This window comes from Rhodanobacter sp. Soil_C_14 (assembly GCF_057657335.1).
The window spans coordinates 388919-407557 of record NZ_JBDGIQ010000001.1; the positions used below are offsets into that span (position 1 = coordinate 388919).

12 protein-coding genes and 1 tRNA gene are annotated in these 18639 nt (G+C 65.6%); all 13 read right to left on the bottom strand.

Features of this window, described 5'->3' with window-relative positions:
* Positions 1 to 11: 11 nt before the first annotated feature.
* Positions 12 to 3731 carry a diguanylate cyclase domain-containing protein gene (locus tag AC3A56_RS01785; protein WP_487769149.1) on the bottom strand — a complete coding sequence of 1240 codons (3720 nt, stop codon included), beginning with the start codon at positions 3729 to 3731 and terminating at the stop codon, positions 12 to 14.
* 121 nt (positions 3732 to 3852) lie between these two features.
* A complete protein-coding gene (locus AC3A56_RS01790; protein ID WP_487769150.1) occupies positions 3853 to 5130 on the bottom strand; it encodes an RNA polymerase sigma factor in 1278 nt (425 codons plus the stop codon).
* A gap of 289 nt (positions 5131 to 5419) precedes the next feature.
* Positions 5420 to 5926: a type IV pilin protein gene (locus AC3A56_RS01795; RefSeq protein WP_304437867.1), complete on the bottom strand. Its 507-nt coding sequence runs from the start codon at positions 5924 to 5926 to the stop codon at positions 5420 to 5422.
* An 11-nt stretch (positions 5927 to 5937) separates the two neighbouring features.
* Positions 5938 to 9774: a pilus assembly protein gene (locus AC3A56_RS01800; RefSeq protein ID WP_487769151.1), complete on the bottom strand. Its 3837-nt coding sequence runs from the start codon at positions 9772 to 9774 to the stop codon at positions 5938 to 5940.
* A 77-nt stretch (positions 9775 to 9851) separates the two neighbouring features.
* Positions 9852 to 10466: a pilus assembly PilX family protein gene (locus tag AC3A56_RS01805; protein WP_487769152.1), complete on the bottom strand. Its 615-nt coding sequence runs from the start codon at positions 10464 to 10466 to the stop codon at positions 9852 to 9854.
* Position 10467: 1 nt separating this feature from the next.
* Positions 10468 to 11517 carry a prepilin-type N-terminal cleavage/methylation domain-containing protein gene (locus tag AC3A56_RS01810; RefSeq protein WP_487769153.1) on the bottom strand — a complete coding sequence of 350 codons (1050 nt, stop codon included), beginning with the start codon at positions 11515 to 11517 and terminating at the stop codon, positions 10468 to 10470.
* Positions 11514 to 12122, bottom strand: coding sequence for a type IV pilus modification protein PilV (gene pilV / locus AC3A56_RS01815; protein ID WP_487769154.1), 609 nt, complete (start codon positions 12120 to 12122; stop codon positions 11514 to 11516). The genes AC3A56_RS01810 and pilV overlap by 4 nt, the downstream gene beginning before the upstream one ends.
* Entirely contained in the window at positions 12053 to 12637 is a 585-nt protein-coding gene (locus tag AC3A56_RS01820; RefSeq protein ID WP_056718649.1) for a GspH/FimT family pseudopilin, read from the bottom strand. The genes pilV and AC3A56_RS01820 overlap by 70 nt, the downstream gene beginning before the upstream one ends.
* Positions 12638 to 12822: 185 nt before the next feature.
* Positions 12823 to 12898 (bottom strand) — tRNA-Thr (locus AC3A56_RS01825).
* An 84-nt stretch (positions 12899 to 12982) separates the two neighbouring features.
* Positions 12983 to 13942: a 4-hydroxy-3-methylbut-2-enyl diphosphate reductase gene (gene ispH / locus AC3A56_RS01830; protein WP_056718648.1), complete on the bottom strand. Its 960-nt coding sequence runs from the start codon at positions 13940 to 13942 to the stop codon at positions 12983 to 12985.
* An 87-nt stretch (positions 13943 to 14029) separates the two neighbouring features.
* On the bottom strand, positions 14030 to 14530 hold the full coding sequence (gene lspA, locus AC3A56_RS01835; RefSeq protein WP_487769155.1) for a signal peptidase II: 501 nt from the start codon (positions 14528 to 14530) through the stop codon (positions 14030 to 14032).
* Positions 14531 to 14699: 169 nt separating this feature from the next.
* A complete protein-coding gene (gene ileS, locus AC3A56_RS01840) occupies positions 14700 to 17561 on the bottom strand; it encodes an isoleucine--tRNA ligase (protein WP_487769156.1) in 2862 nt (953 codons plus the stop codon).
* A gap of 90 nt (positions 17562 to 17651) precedes the next feature.
* Positions 17652 to 18605: a bifunctional riboflavin kinase/FAD synthetase gene (locus AC3A56_RS01845; protein ID WP_487769157.1), complete on the bottom strand. Its 954-nt coding sequence runs from the start codon at positions 18603 to 18605 to the stop codon at positions 17652 to 17654.
* Positions 18606 to 18639: the final 34 nt, after the last annotated feature.

Genomic DNA, 18639 nt, shown 5'->3' on the forward strand with positions numbered 1-18639 from the left:
CGCAAGCCCGCTCAACCGCCTTCCCGCTCCAGCACGTGTTCGACCAGCAACGCGAGGAAGGTCTCGCGCCGGCGACGATAGACCGGGTCCAGCGGACCGGCCAGGGCTGCCTCGTGCATCGCCTGATGACTCGCATTCAGCGCCGTGCCCAGGTTCGCACCGTGCAGGTACTCGCCCGGATCGCAGTCCCCCTCGGCATGCCTTGCCCAGAACGCCGGCTCCGGCGGCAGCGCCACGAACTGTTCTTCCCAGCGCAACTCGCCGGCCAGTGCGCCGAGCCCGGTTCGCGGCCCGCCCCGGCGCGGCGGATGCCGATGGCCGACCAGCCAGTTCGCCAGAGCATCGGCCGGCATCGGGCGGGCCAGCGCATAACCCTGGCCGAAATCCGCGCCCAGGATCGCGGCGGCCTCGAACAGGTCGGCGGACTCCAGCCCCTCCACCACCACCTCCAGTTGCAGGTCGTGCCCGATGCGGATCAGCTGACGGATGAAGCGCAAGGTGCCCAGCGGGTCCTGCCGCGCCTGCAGCACGATGGCCTGGTCGATCTTGATGCGGTCGAACGGCCACTGGCGCAGACGGATCAGCGAACTGTAGCCGGCGCCCAGGTCGTCCTCGACCAGGCGTATGCCCAGCGCCCGCAGCGACTGCATGCCGGGGCCATGCAACACCACGTCATGTTCGGTGCCGATCGGCGACTCGAGTATTTCCAGCAGCAGTGACGGCGGCGGGCAGCCACTGCCGGCCAGCAGGCCGGACAGCACCCCGGCATAGCGCACGTCCTCCAGCGCCGCCGCGGGCACATTCACCGACATGTCCAGCGGGTGGCCGGCCTGCAGCAGCGCCTCGCGGCAGGCCAGCGCCTGCCGCACGCCCTGGCCGAACAGCGCCAGCAGATCGTCGGCGCCCAGCGCGGGAAGAAAGCGCGCCGGCGACAGCAGCTCGCCGTCGTCGTCGCGCAGGCGCGCCAGCGCCTCGAACTCGCCGACCGAGCCGTCGGCCAGGCGGATCAGCGGCTGGTAGTGCATCTGCAGTGCGTCGGTCGCGACCAGCGCACGCCAGCGTTCGCGCACGAAGAACGGCAGCAGCTCGGTGCCCTGCCGCGGCGGCGCCAGGCGGGCCAGCGCAAGATCGAGCACGCTCTTGATCTGGCCAACGAAAGCTTGTTGATCCTCGCCCTGGAAACCGCCGGCATACGGGCTGTACAGGGTAAGCAGCACGGCCGGCGTCGCCGGCACCGGCGACAGCGGAATCGCCACGTTGGAAACCACGCCCAGGCTCAGCGCGATGTCGCGCCAGCCGAGCATCGACGGATCGCTGCCGTAGTGCGTGCAGCGCTGGATGGTCGCGCTGCGCCAGGCCCGCCCGCTCGGCCCCTCGCCGTCCTGGCTGCCGGCCTGCACCCGAATCGGCATGGCCTTGCCGGTGCCCAGTGCATGCAGGTATTCGGCGAAGGCGACACCGGCCACCGCCTCGTAAGTCAGCTCGCCCGACGCGTCGGGGCGGCCCACCGCGCAGGCGGCGATTTCCCGATGCGACACCAGCGCATCGACCACGCCCTGGATCAGTTCGAGATAGCCTTCGGCCGACCACGCCAGCGCATTCACCCGGGCCAGCAGGGCGACCCGGCGACGCTGCAGCTCGCGCATGCTCTCCAGCTGCCATTGGCGCTCCATGCCAAGACGCTGCAACAGGATCGCCAGTGCGCGGCGATCGTTCGGACCGCTGCCGCCCAGTTGCATCGCCAGGATGTCGCGCAACTGCTCGATCGCCTCCAGCAACCACACCTCCTCCAGTCCGCAACCGGCGTGGAACAGGCCGGTCCGGCTGGCCCGCTTGCGATGGGTGTCCACATCCAGGTCCGGCCGCAACAGGAACTGCAGGTGCTGCAGGACGCGGAGTTTCAAGGTTTCCAGGTCGGCCGCCGGCAGCACGTCGAGCAGCCGGGCAATGCCTTCGTGCAGGCGCAACCCGGCGTGGAACTGCTCCACCACCGCCGGCAGCTGGCGCTCCCAGGCTTCCCGGCAAGCCTGCAGCAGGTCGCCGGCATGATCGCCATAAGGGGCGGCGACCACGTCCAGCTCGACCGTGTGATCCCGCTGGCCTTCGGGCAAGGCCATGCCCCACCAGCGCGAACGGCTGCGCTTGCGCGCCTTGACCTGGTACATCGCCTGGTCGGCGCGCCGCAGCAATTGTTCGCCGGTGGCGATCGTCTGGCTGGAATACATCGCGATGCCCAGGCTGGCAGCGACCGAAAACACCGCATCGTCGATACGTATCGACCGGCGCAGTGCAGCGTCGACGCGCCCGAGCAGCTCGTCCAGGTCGGACTCGTCCTCCAGATCGCCGAACACCAGCACGAACTCGTCGCCGCCCAGGCGCGCCACGTAATCGTTGGCGCGCAGCACCTGCTGGAATCGGCTCGCGACCTCGACCAGGATGCGATCGCCCACCGCGTGGCCGCGAAGATCGTTGATCGGTTTCAGGTCGTCCAGGTCGAGCAGGCCCACGGCGACCTGGCGGGAGTGCCGGCGCGCCTGCGCCAGCACCTTGTCGAGGTATTGATCCAGCGCGCGCCGGTTGGGCAAGCCGGTGAGGTCGTCGTGCAGGGCCAGGTAGGTCTGCCGCTGCTGTTCCTGCAGCAAGGCGTCGCGCTGGGCATGCTGCTTCAAGGCCAGCCCGGCGGCGTCGGCGATCTCGTCCAGCAGGCGGCACATCTCGTCGTCGAACGCATCCGGCTCGACGGTGGTCACGGCGAACACGCCGGCCGGCACCTGTGTTGCGGCAGTGTCGCTCGGCGCGGAAAACAGCGGCCAGCAACCCAGCGCCCCGGCGAGCGTGGGCAATGCGCAGACGTCGCCATCGGCTGGCGAAATGTCATGCCGCCGGATCACCGGCGCGCCCTGCATGAAGGCCAGCGTGGGTGCCGGCACCGCGCCGGCGTCCATGCGCAGCGGCGGCAGCGGCAAGGCCAGCATGACTTCGGCGAGCGGGCCGACCAGGGCCACCCGGCGCAACAGGCCGTTCTCGCCATCGGCGGCGAACACGTCGACCGCGGCCGCGCCGGCGATCCCGGCCAGTGCCTGCGCCAGCGTGCGGTAGACCGCCTCGGGATCGGGCTGCTCCAGCAGCGCGCGCTGGATCGTGCGCTGCGCATCGCGGTAGCGGCTCATCCGCAGGCTGCGCTGGAGCAGCATGTGGTGATCCCAGAAGCGGGCCAGTTCATCGACCAGCCGTTGCTCCCAGTCGAGCAGTTCCGCGCTCAGGCTCGGGCCACCGTCACCGGAATAGGCCACCAGCACCAGCTGGCCATGATCGCGCGTCCTCGCCGCAGCCGCGATGCAGGAGCCGAAACCCCAGGGTTGCGCCGCCTCGCGCCACGGCCGGAACTCCAGCGCATCGACCGAGGTGGCGCGAGCCTGCTCCTGCCGCAACACGATGCCCACCGGGCCTCGGCCACCAGGCTGGGAGGCATCCGCGCTGAGCTTGAGCGCCGTCGCGTAAGCCGCCGCCGGGCCGGCGGCGGTCAGCACCTGGACCGCATCGCTGGCCGACTCGCGCCGGCCAATCCAGACCAGCGGCAGATCCATGGTCGACGCCAGGATGCCGGCGATGGTCTGCATGACGCCTTCGCGATCGCGATCGGGCTTGGCATGCAACAGCGCGAGGGTTTCCGCCACGCTCCGGTAGAAGCGTTCCCTGAGTTCGGCGCGGGCCTGTTCCTGGTTGTTCATTCGCCCGCCAGTGTCCCGTACGCGTGGACGATGTTTCCCCTTCCCGCCTACTTCAGCACGGCCGTCGGCAGGAATCCATCACGACGTGGGGTTGGGCGGCAAGCAGGACGATGCCGTTGACTCACGCCGGTGGCAGTTCGTCCGCACACCGGCGGGCGCGGCCAAGCATCAGCTCGCGTTCGCGCCGGTTCATGGTCAGCGCAGCCGCCTGCTCGAACGCTTCCCGCGCCGCCTCGCGACGGCCGAGTCGTTCGAGCAGATCGCCCCGCACGGCCTGCAAAAGGTGGTACTTCCGCAGGCTCGGCTCGTCGACCAGCCCATCCGCCAGCGCCAACCCGGCGGCGGCGCCCGCCGCCATACCCACCGCCACCGCCCGGTTGAGCTCGACGACGGGCGACGGCGCCACTTCGGCCAGCGTCGCGTACAGGCCGGCGATGCCATTCCAGTCCGTCTCCTCGCTGGTCGGGGCGCGCGCATGACAGGCGGCAATCGCCGCCTGCAGTGCGTACGGGCCATCGGCCCCGCCCAGCCTGCCGGCCTGCTCCAGCGCAGCCAGTCCGCGGCGGATCTGCAGGTGATCCCACAGGCGGCGATCCTGTTCGAGCAGCAAAATCGGTTCGCCCTGCGCATCCACCCGCGCGGCGGAACGTGAGGCCTGGATTTCCATCAGCGCGAGCAACCCGTGCACCTCGGCTTCGCGCGGCATCAGACCGGTCAGCACGCGCCCCAGCCGCAGCGCGTCATCGCACAACGCAGGTCGCATCCAGTCATCGCCGGTGGTGGCCGAATAGCCTTCGTTGAAGATCAGGTAGATCACCCCGAGCACGGCGGAAAGGCGTTCGTGCAGTTCGTCGCCCCTTGGCACCTCGTAGGCCACCTCGGCCTTGGCCAGGCTGCGCTTGGCCCGCACGATGCGCTGCGCGATGGTGGGCTCGGGAATCAGGAAGGCGCGCGCGATTTCCTCCGTGCTGAGGCCGCCGAGCAGGCGCAGGGTCAGCGCCACGCGGGCCTCCATCGACAGCAGCGGATGGCAGGCGACGAAGATCAGCCGCAGCAGGTCGTCGCCGAACGGATCATCCAGCGCCGCCTCCGCCGCCGCGTGGGCGTGCTCCTGCTCGTGCTCCAGCTCATGCACCAGCTGTGCATGCTTGCGCTCCAGCAGCTTGCTGCGGCGCAGGCGGTCGATTGCGCGGTGTTTGGCCGTGGTCATCAGCCACGCACCGGGGTTCTCCGGCACACCGCTGCGCGGCCACTGCTCCAGCGCCGTCACCAGGGCATCCTGCGCCAGCTCCTCGGCCAACCCCACGTCACGCAGCATGCGGGTCAGCCCCGCGATCAACCGCGCGGATTCGCTTCGCCACACGGTATCGATGGCGCGATGGGTATCAGTCTGGCTCATGACCGTCGATCAAAGCATTGCCACGGCGCCAGCGCAACACATCCCGCCGCGCTCGCATGGCGAACAATGCCGGATTCACGCAAACCCACGACACCCCGCAGGGCGGACCACCGTCCGCCGCCCCCGCATCGCGACGCGAACGACGGTTCGTGTCCGGCTTGGCAGCCCGGAGAAAACGGCTGGCGACAGCCCAAAAAGAAACCGGCCCTCCGCTGTTGCAGCGGAAGGCCGGTGGTTGAAGCGCTATCGAACCGTGCAACGCGCCGTCATGCGCGCGTCGCGTTCCTCGTCACCAGCATGAGCCCGGGTCGGTGCCGTCGGCAGTGCGCGCGCCGGTGTTGGTCAACTTCAGATTGCCGCACTTTGCGTCTTTGGTCTTCTGAGGTTCTATCGGCGTGGCCTGGATCGTGTACTTGGACGTACTCGCCGCACCAGTGGGAAACGCATAACTGTAAAAGCGCCCGGTCTGCGCAGCGGCGGCACAATCCAGATTGGCCAGTGCAAGTTTGTTACCGGTACCTGCAGCATCCTGATCATAACGAAGGTTGGTCGTGTAATACCGCTCCATGTAGTTCGCGTACTCCGACAGGCAACCCTCGGCTGCCACGCGGCGGGTCTTGGTCACGTACTTGCTGTAGATCGGCCAGGCGATGGCCGCGAGGATGGCGATGATCAGCACCGTGATCATCAGCTCCATCAAGGTGAAGCCGCCGATGCGGCACGACCCACCCTCGCCTCGGGTCGCCGGCGACCCGAGATTCGAGAAACAACTGCCTTCATTCGAGAGCGATTTCATCATTCAGTCCTTTACTGGGCGATCATTTCGCGCCATGAAACGCGCTGCAGGGTGTTGGATGTGCCGGAGGTCTTGATGCTGCTGGCACTGCCGTTGTCGAAGCTCACCAGCATGGTGCCGCCCATGAAGATCGGGTTGTTCGGCAGCGAGCTGAAACCGATGCCGCTGGTGGCCACCGCGACTCCGTTCACCATGATGTAATCGGCCGGCTGGTTGATCTGACCGTCGCCATTGAGATCGAAGAAGCTCGACTTCGGATTGGTACCGGTGAACGGGTCGACAGCCATGATCCAGCCGCGTCCGGAAGGGTTGCACAGGTCGGCCGCCTCGGGGATGCGCGTGGTGGCCAGCAACTGGTTGCCCTGGAACTGGTTGGGCGTAACCATTCGCTCGCCTTCGGCAATGGCATTGTAGGTGGTGATGGTTTTCGTCGAATCACTGGGGTCCGGTACAGTGCTCGGCGACAGCAGGTCCATGTACCAACCCGACATGCCGCTCATGTCGGAAGGAACCGGCAACGCCGTCACTGCCCGCGCCGGTGCGATCGCCGCCGTCTTGATGGTGGTGCCATCGTCATCCAGAACCGCGTCGCTTCCCGGCGTTTCCGCGATGATCGAGCGCTTCTTCAACTGGGTGGTGGTCGACGTGCGCGTCGTGCTGGCCGTGACGACCTTGCTGCTGCTGCTGGGGCCAGCCTTCACGATCAACCCGTACCAGGACTGGGTGGTCTTCGTGGCAAGGTCGCCGTTGCCCAGGTACTGGCCGGTGCCGAAGAATACCCACAGGTCCTGCGTCGTCGGGTTCTTGCCGACCAGCATGCCGGCCGTGATCGGCTGTGCGTTCGTGCCATCGGTGGCGGTGAACAGTTTGGTTCCGGTGGAGGTGGCCGTCTCGGTATAGGAGGTGACGTCCGGGTCTTGCCCCTTCCCCTTGGTTACCGTGGCCGTGTTGAGGCCAAATGACCACACGTTCCCCTTGGCATCGCCGGCATAAGCCACCGTGCTGATACCCACGGACAGATCGCCGATCCACACGGCCGGCGCCGCCAGGCCATTACCGGTGACGGTGTCGTCGGTCTTGTGCACGTTGAGGGTGCCGTCGCTGATGGCGAACTGCAGCAGCGCCGCCGATGCATTCTTGCTGTTGTAACCATTGCCGATCAGCACCGACCAGCTGCCATCGTTGGTCTGGGCAATCACCGGCTTGCCGGTCATCTGGCCGATGTAGTCGGCGTTGGTCTTGCCATCACCCGCCGAGCGCTCCCACAGCAGTTTGGGCGTCGAAGTTGTCACGTCCAGCGCATAGACCGCCTTGGCCAGGCCACGGCCGGTGGTGCCCACGACCACGGTATGCCAGGCCGAGCCAAAATATACATCGGCCACCGTCAGCTCGCCGTCGTTGAAATACTGATGCGGCACTGCCGTCGTGGTGCCGTAGCCGGGATCCGACAGGGTGGTCAGGTCACTGGTGGCGCGGGCCGGCGTGGCCGTGCTGGTATTGGTGGTGATCACGGCCGACGGCAGGTAGGCATAAGCCTCGGTGCCTCCGGCGATGGCGGCCGTGGTATCGGTCGCGGCGATGTCATCGGTGTAGAACGCATGCAGCATGCCGTCGTTGGCCGCCACGAAAATCAGGCCGTTCCGCACGGTCGAGGCATGGGAAAGGTAGGTATCGGACCCCGTGAACGACTGACCGACAAACTGGTTCGCGTCAGGCTGACCCACGTAGACCGGCTGAGAATCGACGATATCGCCCAGCGGCGTGGTGCGGGCGCGGTAGACACCGTTCGTCTTGCCGATTTCCTTCGAGCCGTCACCGCGCAGATAGTTGACCATGTTCTGTTGCGCCGTCGCGTCGCTGCCCAGCGCGGTTTGCTGAGCGGTCGACAGATCGGTGACGGTCTTGAACGCCACGGCGGCCGCCGACGAGGTCGTGCAGGTCACGCAGGTATAGATCTTCCGGTCGCTGGCCGCGGGCATTTCGCTGGAGACGTTCCACGATGCCGTCGTGGCCAGCGTGCCGTTGTTGGGATCCACCTTGATCGCCTTGAGGTCACCCTTCCAGTCACCCGTGTAGTAATTGGCCTGGTAGGCGAACGCACCAGTCTTCAACTGGGTGGAGTTGGCGGCCAGGCTGGCGCCCGTACCCACGCGATCGGAGGCGCGTTGCAAGGCTTTCTTCAATGCATTGGTGAACTCACCCGGCGTCTTGGCCGAGGCAAACCCGCCGTGGCCGTTGACCGCGGCATGGGCCATGTCGGCGATATTTGCAATATCGTTGCTCGCTGGCGTCGGCCAACTGAACCCGGTGATTGCCTTGCTGCTGTCGCCGTTGGCCCAGGCAAGGACCTGATCCACCGGAATGGTCGCTCCGCCCTTCGAATAGACGGGGTCGAAGCCCATGCCCAAGGTAAACGTGACCATGTGCTGCCAGTACGCGGGATCTTCCTTGCTGGTCGGCACCTCGTTGGAGGCCGTGCGCAAATCGGTAACCCAATACTTCATGGCGACGTCGGCCAGCGTGTTGCTGTTGCTGTCCGAATAGGGCGATGCCGGATTGTAGGTAACGGTGGGCAGATTGTTGGGCCTTGGAATGGGGCCCGCCTTGGTATTGTCCACATCGCCGATGTTGGAAGGATCGCCACCGTTCCAGAAGCCATCCGTGGTCAGGATGGTGTAGGACTGACGACAGGCAAGCTCTTTGGTATCAGTGGTTGATGTCTGCCACGGCTGATCTGTCTTGTAGTACCGGCCAACGGCATCCAGCGATCTGCGCAAGGGCGTGCTGTTATTAGCCTTTCCATTGTTTATCCACGCCCAGAAATCAGCTTTCTGGGTACCAACGGAACCGTCACCAAAAGGAACGACCTTTGCAAGGTAATTGTCGTTGCTGCCGTACTTGTCCTTGAACACCGGCAACCCACTGTCGTTGTTTCCATTGATCGAGCCAAAGCCGATACGGAACGCGGGGTCGATGGCGGAAAACGCATTCATCACGCCACTTTTGGCCATCAGCAGGCGTGTGTGGTAGTAGGAGAACCAATTGGCAATGTTCTTTCCGGCAGTCAGGGCTGTACCGTCCTGGGCCAAAAGCGTCTTGCCGTCAGCGTCCTTGTTTGGCGCAGCCACGCCCGACGTGTCCGATGCCAGTACGCAGTTCGTTTGTGTGCCGCAGCTGGTTGCAGCCACATAATGCACGGTATAAGGCCCTGCAGCCGCGCCAGTCGAGTACTTGAAATACTTTGCGTTCGATGTGTTATACAAAAAGTAACATACGTCGCTTCGCGAGCTGTACGTATAACCACCATAACTATTCATGCTGTCATATTTATTACTGCAGCTGTATTCACTCCATATATTCGTTCCGTAATACTGTGCCGAGCCGGTCGAGTAATCAATATTGGCATCACCATTACCCGAGCTATAGGCAGTTAGATCTTTGCTGCCCGAGGCTTGTTTAAATCCATTTATCCAGGCACTCGTCAGACCGGATGCGTCGGGATAGTGCGTGCCATCCGCCTTGACGGGCGGCGTATAAACGACTTGCGGGTTGTAATAGACGCCATTGTTACTCGAGTTGATTAGCGCATCGTTATTTGAATTATTGTTGATATAATCCCAGTCCGGCATGTAATCCGAGTCCATCGACCCCGAATCATCCAGCATCAGCACGATGTTCGGCGGCAGCGGCTTCTGGATGATCAGCGGTGCCTGTTCGACCACCGGGTTCTGCGTGGCGGCCAGCGCCGGCGTAAAGGCAACGCCCAGCAGCCAGACGGATACGCCGGTGGTCAGCAGCCTGCCGATGAGGTTACCGGGCTTGCTGTGGAGACGGGAGGTGATGTTCATGTCGGTTCCGCTCTTGGCGATGGTGCGGCATGGGAAGGCCCATGCGCCCTTGGTGAAGTCGGCCTGTGGCCGGAAGCTCAACCCTGCTTGATCATGGCCTGCAGCACGACCACGGCACGGTCACCCACGACCGCAGGATCGGCACTGCGGACAGTGACGCGGTAATAGATGTTGGTGATGGTGCCGCCGTTGACGCCATAGTTGTGCGAGTTGGCGCTCTGGTTGAACCCGGTGCTGGCGCTCGGATCCTGGAAGTTGCCCATGTTCTCGATCACGTACTGCGGCTGGCCGACGGCCAGCGCACCTGCCGTGTACAGGGTTTTGCTGAGCGTCTTGATGCTGTTTGCGGGCAGGTTCTTGTCTTCGAACGGGTTGGTCAGACAGATCACGGCCGGGGTCTGGCAATTGCGCGCAATGTCGCCCGGATTGTCGGGGATGCTTGCCGCCGCCGCACGCATGGCTGCCTCGGCGTTCTGGAAGGCCAGCTGTCGGTCGTACATGTTGCCAGCCATCTTCTGCTGCATGATGGTGCCGCGCACGGCGGCCAGGCCGACCAGGGTAATCACCAGCAGCAGGATCATCGCCACCACCAAGGCCACGCCACCTTGAGCGGCATGGGGATGGAGCCTCGCGCTGCGCTGACGCCGCGAGCGGCTGATGGAACCCGAGGGATCGAGAGTCTTGTGGTTCATCTCATGGCACCCGGTTGCGAATGGTGGTGGTGGCCGTGAAGTCGCGCGAGATCGCCTTGGTATCGGTACCTGCGCGCTTATCGACGCTTTCCAGCGTGAGCTTGACCTGCACGGAGTCGACGGTGGGCCAGTTGGCCGCCACGGTGGCTGCATCCACGAAACTGGCGCCACCGGCCACGTGATAGCGAAGGTTCATCGCCGTGACGTCACGCACCATTTCCTGGGAGCTCGTTGCTGGCGCGGCCCCCGTGGTGTCCACGGTCATGCGGTACAGCGATTTGCCACCCACCGGGTTGGTACCGATGTACCAGTCCACCGCGGCCAGTTTGAAGATCTGCGAGTTGGCCCCGAACATGTAGCCGGTGCCGTTGGTGCTGCACACGGTGGGGTAGCCCATGCCTTTGGAACAATTGCCGGGCGAAACCTTGTTGCCTACGTTGTGCACCACCGTGACATTGCTGTCGTTGTAATCGCTGATCTGCACGATGGTGGCATGGTCGGGGTCGCAGACGATGATCACTTCGCCGGTCTTCAGATCCGAAGTCGTGTCGTTGAGCTTGAAATTGGCTGCCGTCGAACTGGGGGTGGCTGCCACGCTCAGGCCGGTGTCGGCAGCACCCAGCAATTGCAGCGAGTCGGTGCCTGTCAGCTGATTGCCCGCGGCCGTACCGACCGTCAAGGCTGGGTCTACCACCGTACCTGCACCATAGCCATGCACCGCGTTGCCCCAGTCCGCCCACCAATTGGTCGCACTGGGGTTCAGCACATTGGCAACCCGCCCGGAATTGCCGCAACCGGTGAGGCCAGCATCGCGGATGTCGCGCGCCATCAGCTCGAACGCCACGCGTGAACTGTCCTGCACGTCACCCAGCGCCTGGTTGGTGCGATAGGAGCGCTGCGTGGCAATAAACACGCTGGTGACGCCGGCAATGACGATCAAGCCCAGCACCATGGCGATCATCAGCTCGATCAGGGTGAAGCCCGCTGAAAACTTCGCCGACCGTACCGCATTGCCGGTGCATGGCGGACTAATGTGGGGGCGCTTGTTCATAGGATGGCCTTGGTGATGATTTGCTGGGTGCTGCTGCCGCCCTTGCCCGACCGACTGTCGTCGAAGGTAATGGTCACGGTGCACTCGCCGCTGGTCACGCACGCGATCTTGCCCGTGGTGGTCGCTGCCTCACCGAGAGTCTTGCCGAGTTGTAAACACCATTGCTTGAGCTGGGCCTGGGCCAATGTGGTCGTGGTGGTGGGACAGCTGCCCGCGGTGACGGTGCCGTTGTAAGGAAGGCCGGAACTCTTGGCATTGACGCTGTCCGCCCGCATCGCATCCAGAATCGAGTAACTGCTGACGGTGGCCATGCTGCGCGCCATCGCGCTGTTGTTGGTGGACAGCGACATGGTCTGCAGCGCCGCGATGCCGAGAAAGCCGATCGACAAGATCAGCACCGCCACCAGCACCTCGATCAGACCAACGCCGGACTGGGTCGCCGCAGCGGGAGGGAGCCCGCGCTTGCGGAGCAAGCGCGCGGGCAAGCAACCTGCTTCTTTCGCGAAAATCGAGGATGGGGCCGAGCAGGAAGTGTTCATGATGTCGGGCACGCTGCCGATGAAGTGGTCGTGGCGAGGATCGAGCCTGCCGTTATCCTGATGCACCGATGATTGCGGGTGCTGATCGAGGAAGTGGAAATGTCCGCGATCGGGCCGGAATACGGCGCCGTACTGGTGGGAGAGTGCCCCAGCCCCTGTCCACCAAAACGCACCGGAATCATGTTGCCGGTCAACGCGATCGGGGCCCTGATGCCGCTGGTGCCAGCACGTACTTGCGTGACCACGCCATTGCTCAGCGCATACACCTCGCCAGCCTGTTTGCATGCACTGCCGAGCGTATCCGTGCCATTGGAGGCACTGCCGCACAATTGGGTGCTGGCATTGCGCTTGATGGCTTCCATCCGCGCGACATTGATGGCCCCGACGACCTCGTTGGCGGCGGTGGTGAGTTTGTTCTGGAGAATGATGTTCTTGAAACTCGGCACCGCGATCATGATCAGCACCAGCGCAATGGTCATGGTGACCATCAGCTCGACCAGCGTGAAACCGCGCTGCGCGCGGCGCGCCGACCCGGGCGATGCGACCAGCGAGACAGCTCGCTGACACGACAAGACTTGCATGGAATTCTCCCTGATACCCCTGAGCGCACTGTACCCACGCCGTCACCGCCAGCCAGCCCCCAGCCGACCAGCGGTAGGGATTGGCCGACAAACGGCCGCTGGCACGCTGGAAAGGGTGACGGGGATCACGGGCGGGGGCCGCTCCGGAAAAAGCAAAGGCCCGCTTGCGCGGGCCTTTGGGGTTCTGGTGCCGGAAATAGGAATCGAACCTACGACCTACGCATTACGAATGCGCCGCTCTACCAACTGAGCTATTCCGGCAAAGAGCCGCGGATTTTACGTTGTCGCGGCAGGGTGGCGCAAGCGGTGGGTGGTGAGCGCCCTACGGGCCGCACGCACCGCCGGTCAGAGGCTGGAGCTGTTGTCGCCGACCACGCGCAGTTCCTTGGGCAGGGCGAAGGTGATGTTTTCCGGTTCGCCGTCCAGCTCACGCACCGCACCGGCACCCCACGACTGCAGGCGGGCAATCACGTCGCGCACCAGCTTCTCCGGTGCGGAAGCGCCGGCGGTGAGGCCGATGCGGTTCACGCCATCCAGCCAGCTGCGCTCGATGTGTTCGGCGCCGTCGATCAGGAAGGAACGAACGCCCTGCTTCTCGGCCAGCTCGCGCAAGCGGTTGGAGTTGGAGCTGTTGACCGAGCCGACCACCAGCATCAGGTCGACCGCGTCGGCCAGCCGACGCACGGCGTCCTGGCGGTTCTGCGTGGCGTAGCAGATGTCGTCCTTGCGCGGCCCTTCGATGTCGGGAAACTTCAGCCGCAGGGCTTCGATGATCGCCTTGGTGTCATCCACCGACAGCGTGGTCTGGGTGACGTAGGACAATAGCTGCGGGAACGCCGGCGCCAGCGTGGCGACGTCTTCCAGCGACTCGACCAGCAGGATCTCGCCGCTGTTGGCGGGGTTCCACTGCCCCATCGTTCCCTCCACTTCCGGATGCCCGGCGTGGCCGATCAGCACCACGCTGCGACCGATGCGACCCAGCCGCGCCACTTCCATGTGCACCTTGGTGACCAGCGGACAGGTGGCGTCGAACACTTTCAGGTGCCGCTGATCGGCCTCCTCGCGCACCGCCTGCGACACGCCGTGTGCGCTGAAGATCACCGTGGCGCCATCGGGCACTTCGTGCAGCTCCTCGACGAACACCGCGCCGTCGGCATGCAGCTTGTCGACCACGTAGCGGTTGTGCACCACTTCATGCCGGACATAGATCGGCGCGCCGTACGATTCCAGCGCGCGCTCGACGATGGCTATGGCGCGATCGACGCCGGCGCAGAAACCGCGGGGATTGGCAAGCAGGATATCCATGGGAACTCGTGACCTTGTCCCTCCCCCTGCGCAGCATGGGGAGATGGAGGAGTGCGCTTCGCAGATGCGAAAGGCTGCAGCGGCGAATTATCGCACGCCGTCCGCCGGCTTGCCGGCGAACAGGCCGAACACGACCAGCATCACCGCGCCCACCGTGATGCCGCAATCGGCCAGGTTGAACACCGGGTAATCCCACTGGCGGAAGTACACGTGGATGAAGTCGGTGACCTGCGCGGCATGCAGCCGGTCGATCAGGTTGCCGATCGCACCGCCCACGATCAGCGCCAGCGGCAGGCTGGTGCGCCAGTCGCGGCGCGGCGTGCGCGCCAGCCAGGTCACCAGCACCGCGCTGATCACCAGCGCCAGCACCACGAAGAACCAGCGCTGCCAGCCCGCGCCGCTGGCCAGGAAGCTGAAGGCGGCGCCCTTGTTGAAGGCCAGCGTCCAGTTGAGGAAACCGGGAATCACCGGGTGCGGCACGCCCATCGGCTGCAGCGCGTGCAGCGCCCACCATTTGCTGAGCTGGTCGAGCGCGATGACGAGCGCGGAGAGCCAGAGCCAGGGAAGTGCGTTGCGTTGGCTGATCATGAACGGAAACTCGATTGGGAATGGCTCCTCCCCCTGCAACGCAGGGGGAGGTTGGCGACCGAAGGAAGTCCTTCAGGTGAGGGGGTGCTTTTGATCTTGCGAGACTCAGATCAAGAGCGACCCCACCCCGGCCCTCCCCTGCTGCGCAGGGGAGGGGGCACAGCGCAAATCAGAACCAGCGGCGATCCTCACCCGGCCCTTCGATGTTGCTGATGCAGCGGTCGCACAGCTCGGGATGCGCGGCGTGGCTGCCCACGTCGTCGCGGCGGTGCCAGCAGCGCACGCATTTCGCTGCGGCGCTGACGCTGGCGGAAACCCAGGCTTCGGCGCCATCCAGCTCCACCTTCACCGCGTCGTCCGCACGCGGGGCGAGCGGGGCCAGGGTGAAGTCGGAGGTGATGAAGAAGAAGCGCAACTCGTCGGCGGCCTCGGCGTAGCGGCTCGAAAGCGTCGCGTCGGCGTGGACCACCAGCTTCGCCTCCAGCGCCGCGCCGATCCGCTCGGCCTTGCGCATGCCTTCGAGCACGCGCGAGGACGCATCGCGGATCGCCAGCAGGTCGGTCCACCAGCGCCGCTGTTCCGGCGAAGCCTGGGCCGCGCTCAGGCCGTCGTACCAGGTTTCGAACAGCACGCTGTCACCGCGCTCGCCCGGCAACTGCTGCCAGATTTCCTCGGCGGTGAAGCTCAGCACCGGCGCCAGCCAGCGCACCAGCGCCTCGGCGATGCGGTACATCGCGCTTTGCGCGCTGCGCCGACCGCGGCTGTCGGTGGGCATGGTGTAGAGCCGGTCCTTGGTGATGTCCAGGTACAGCGCGCCCAGTTCGTTGGTGCAGAAGTTCTGGATGCGCGCGATGACGTCCGGATAGTCGTTGCGCTCGTACGCGGCGGTCACCGCCTGCTGCACGTCATGCGCCTGCTGCACGGCCCACTGGTCGAGCAGCAGGCTGTCCGCCACCGGCAGCAGGTGCGTGGCCGGATCGAAACCGTCGAGGTTGCCGAGCAGGAAACGCGCGGTGTTGCGGATGCGCCGGTAGCTGTCGGAGACGCGCTTCAGGATCTCATCGGAGACGGTCATCTCGTTGCGGTAGTCGGCCGAGGCCACCCACAGGCGCAGCACGTCGGCGCCCAGCGTGTCCATCACCTTCTGCGGCGCCACCACGTTGCCCAGCGACTTGGACATCTTGCGGCCGTTCGCGTCGACCGCGAAGCCGTGGGTGAGCACCTCGTTGTACGGCGCGCGGCCGTGGATCGCCGCCGAGGTCAGCAAGGACGACTGGAACCAGCCGCGATGCTGGTCGGAGCCTTCCAGGTACATCACCTTGTAATGCGTGGCCGCGCCCTGCTGCAGCTCGGGACGCTGGTCGATCACGGTGTAGTGCGTGACGCCGGAGTCGAACCAGACATCGAGCACGTCGGTGACTTTCTCGTAATCCTTCGCGTCGTCGCCAAGCAGCTCGGCCGCATCCAGCGTGAACCAGGCATCGATGCCGCCCTGCTCCACCTTCTGCGCGACCTGCTCCAGCAATTCGACCGAATGCGGATGCGGTTCCTGCGTGGCCTTGTGCACGAACAGCGCAATCGGCACGCCCCAGGTGCGCTGGCGCGAGATGCACCAGTCCGGTCGCCCGGCGACCATGCCGGCGATGCGCTCCTCGCCCCACCCCGGCACCCAGCGCACGTTCTTGATCGAGGTGAGCGCCGTCTCGCGCAGGTCCTGCTGCTCCATCGAGATGAACCACTGCGGCGTGGTGCGATAGATCACCGGCGTCTTGTGCCGCCAGCAGTGCGGGTAACTGTGCTCGATCTTGGCGAACGCCAGCAGCACGCCGCGCTGGCGCAGCAGGTCGACCAGCGCCTCGTTGGCCTTCCAGATGTGCATGCCGCCCAGCGCGAGGCTGTCCGCTTGCGGCGTGTCGATGCGATAGGTGCCGCGCGGTTCGATGTAGTTGAGCAGGCCGATGCCGTACTCGCGGGCCACCACGAAATCCTCCACGCCGTGATCGGGCGAGGTGTGCACCGCGCCGGTGCCGTCGTCGGCCGACACGTGTTCACCGAGGATCACCGGCACTTCGCGCGGGTAGAACGGGTGCTGCAGCTTGCTGCCTTCCAGCGCCTTGCCTTCGGCATGACCGAGCACGCTGGCCTGCTCCAGGCCGTAGCGCTGGGCGGCCTTTTCGGCCAGCGCGCTGGCGACCACCAGCAGCATGCGCCGGCCATCGCGTTGCGGGCCTTCGATCAGCGCGTATTCCAGCCCGGCGCCCAGCGACACCGCCTGGCTTTCCGGCAGCGTCCACGGCGTGGTGGTCCAGATCGGGATGGCCACGATGGCGTCGCCGGCATCCACGCCGAACTTCTTCGCCAGCGCCTTCGCATCCAGCGCGTCATAGGCGACGTCGACGGCGGGCGAGACCTTGTCGGCGTATTCGATCTCCGCCTCGGCCAGCGCCGAGGCGCAGTCGAAGCACCAGTACACCGGCTTGGCGCCGCGCAGCACGTGGCCGTTGGAAACGATGCGGGCCAGCGCGCGCAGCATGTCGGCCTCGAAGCGAAAATCCATCGAGCGGTACGGGTGGTCCCAGTCGCCCAGCACGCCCAGGCGCTTGAAGTCGTTGCGCTGGGTGTCGACCTGCTCGGCGGCGTATTCGCGGCACTTCTGCCGGAACGCTGCCGCGTCGAGCTTGTCGCCCGGCTTGCCGAACTTCTTCTCCACCGCGATCTCGATCGGCAGGCCGTGGCAGTCCCAGCCCGGCACGTAGGGCGCGCGCTGGCCGGCCAGCAGCTTGGACTTGACCACGATGTCCTTGAGGATCTTGTTCACCGCATGGCCGATGTGGATCGGGCCGTTCGCATACGGCGGGCCGTCATGCAGCACGAACACGCTGTCGCGGTGCGCGGTCTTCTGCTGGATTTGCGCGTAGCGCCCCACCCGCTCCCACTCCGCGAGCCAGCCCGGCTCGCGCTTCGGCAAATCGCCGCGCATCGGAAAGTCCGTCTGCGGCAGGTTGATCGTGCTCTTGTAATCGTGGGTCATTGCCTGGGTGCCGTAATGGAAGCGTTGCCGTCCGCCAGCGCGGACAAAGAGTTCAAAGTTAAACGATACCTGCGCCTGCCGGAAGCCGTCTCACGCATCGACCAGCCGCGGGTTCATGCCCAGCAGCTCGCGCGCCCGGCGCGAGTCCAGCGCCATCTGCGCCTTCAGCGGTTCCAGCCCGTCGAACTTCTGCTCGTCGCGCAGTTTGGCCACGAACTCCACCGCCATGCGCTGGCCGTACAGGTCGCCGTCGAAGTCGAACAGGTGCACTTCCAGCAGTGGCTGGCTGACCTGGTTCACCGTGGGGCGCACGCCGAGACTGGCCACGCCGGGCCAGCTGCATTCGCCTTCGCCCAGGCCCACGCGCACCGCGAAGATGCCCTGGATCGGACTGACCCGCTGCGGCAGGTGAATGTTGGCGGTGGGATAGCCCAGCGTGCGGCCGAGCTGGTTGCCGTATTCGACTTTGCCGTCGATCACGAACGGGCGGCCCAGCAGTGGCTCGGCGCCGGTGAAATCGCCCGCGGCCAGCAGGGTGCGCACGCGGCTGGCGGAAACGCGTTCGCCCTCCAGCTGGATTACCGGCATGGTGCAGGCGCTGAAGCCCAGTTCGGCACCCATGCGCTCCAGCAGGGCCACGTCGCCGCCGCGCTTGTGGCCGAAGCGGAAGTCGCCACCCACCCAAACCTCGCGTGCAGCCAGGCGATCGACCAGCACCCGCCGCACGAAATCCTCGGCCGACATCGCGGTCAGCGCCCGGTTGAAGCGCAGCAGCAGGGTCTGTTCCATGCCGGCGGCGGCAAAGCCGCGCAGTTTTTCGCGCACGCTGGACAGCCGCGGCACCGGTTCGGGCGAGAAGAACGCCCGGGGCAGCGGCTCGAAGCTGACCACCACCGGGCTGCAGCCAAGCGCCTGCGCACGTTCGCGCACCTGCGCCAGCAAGGCCTGGTGACCACGATGCAGGCCATCGAATGCGCCGACCGCCATCACGCTGCCGCGCGGCGTCAGGCAAGGGCCCGCGACATCCCTGGAAAGTTTCATCATCGCCTGAGTATAACGGCCGGACGCCCGCCGATAA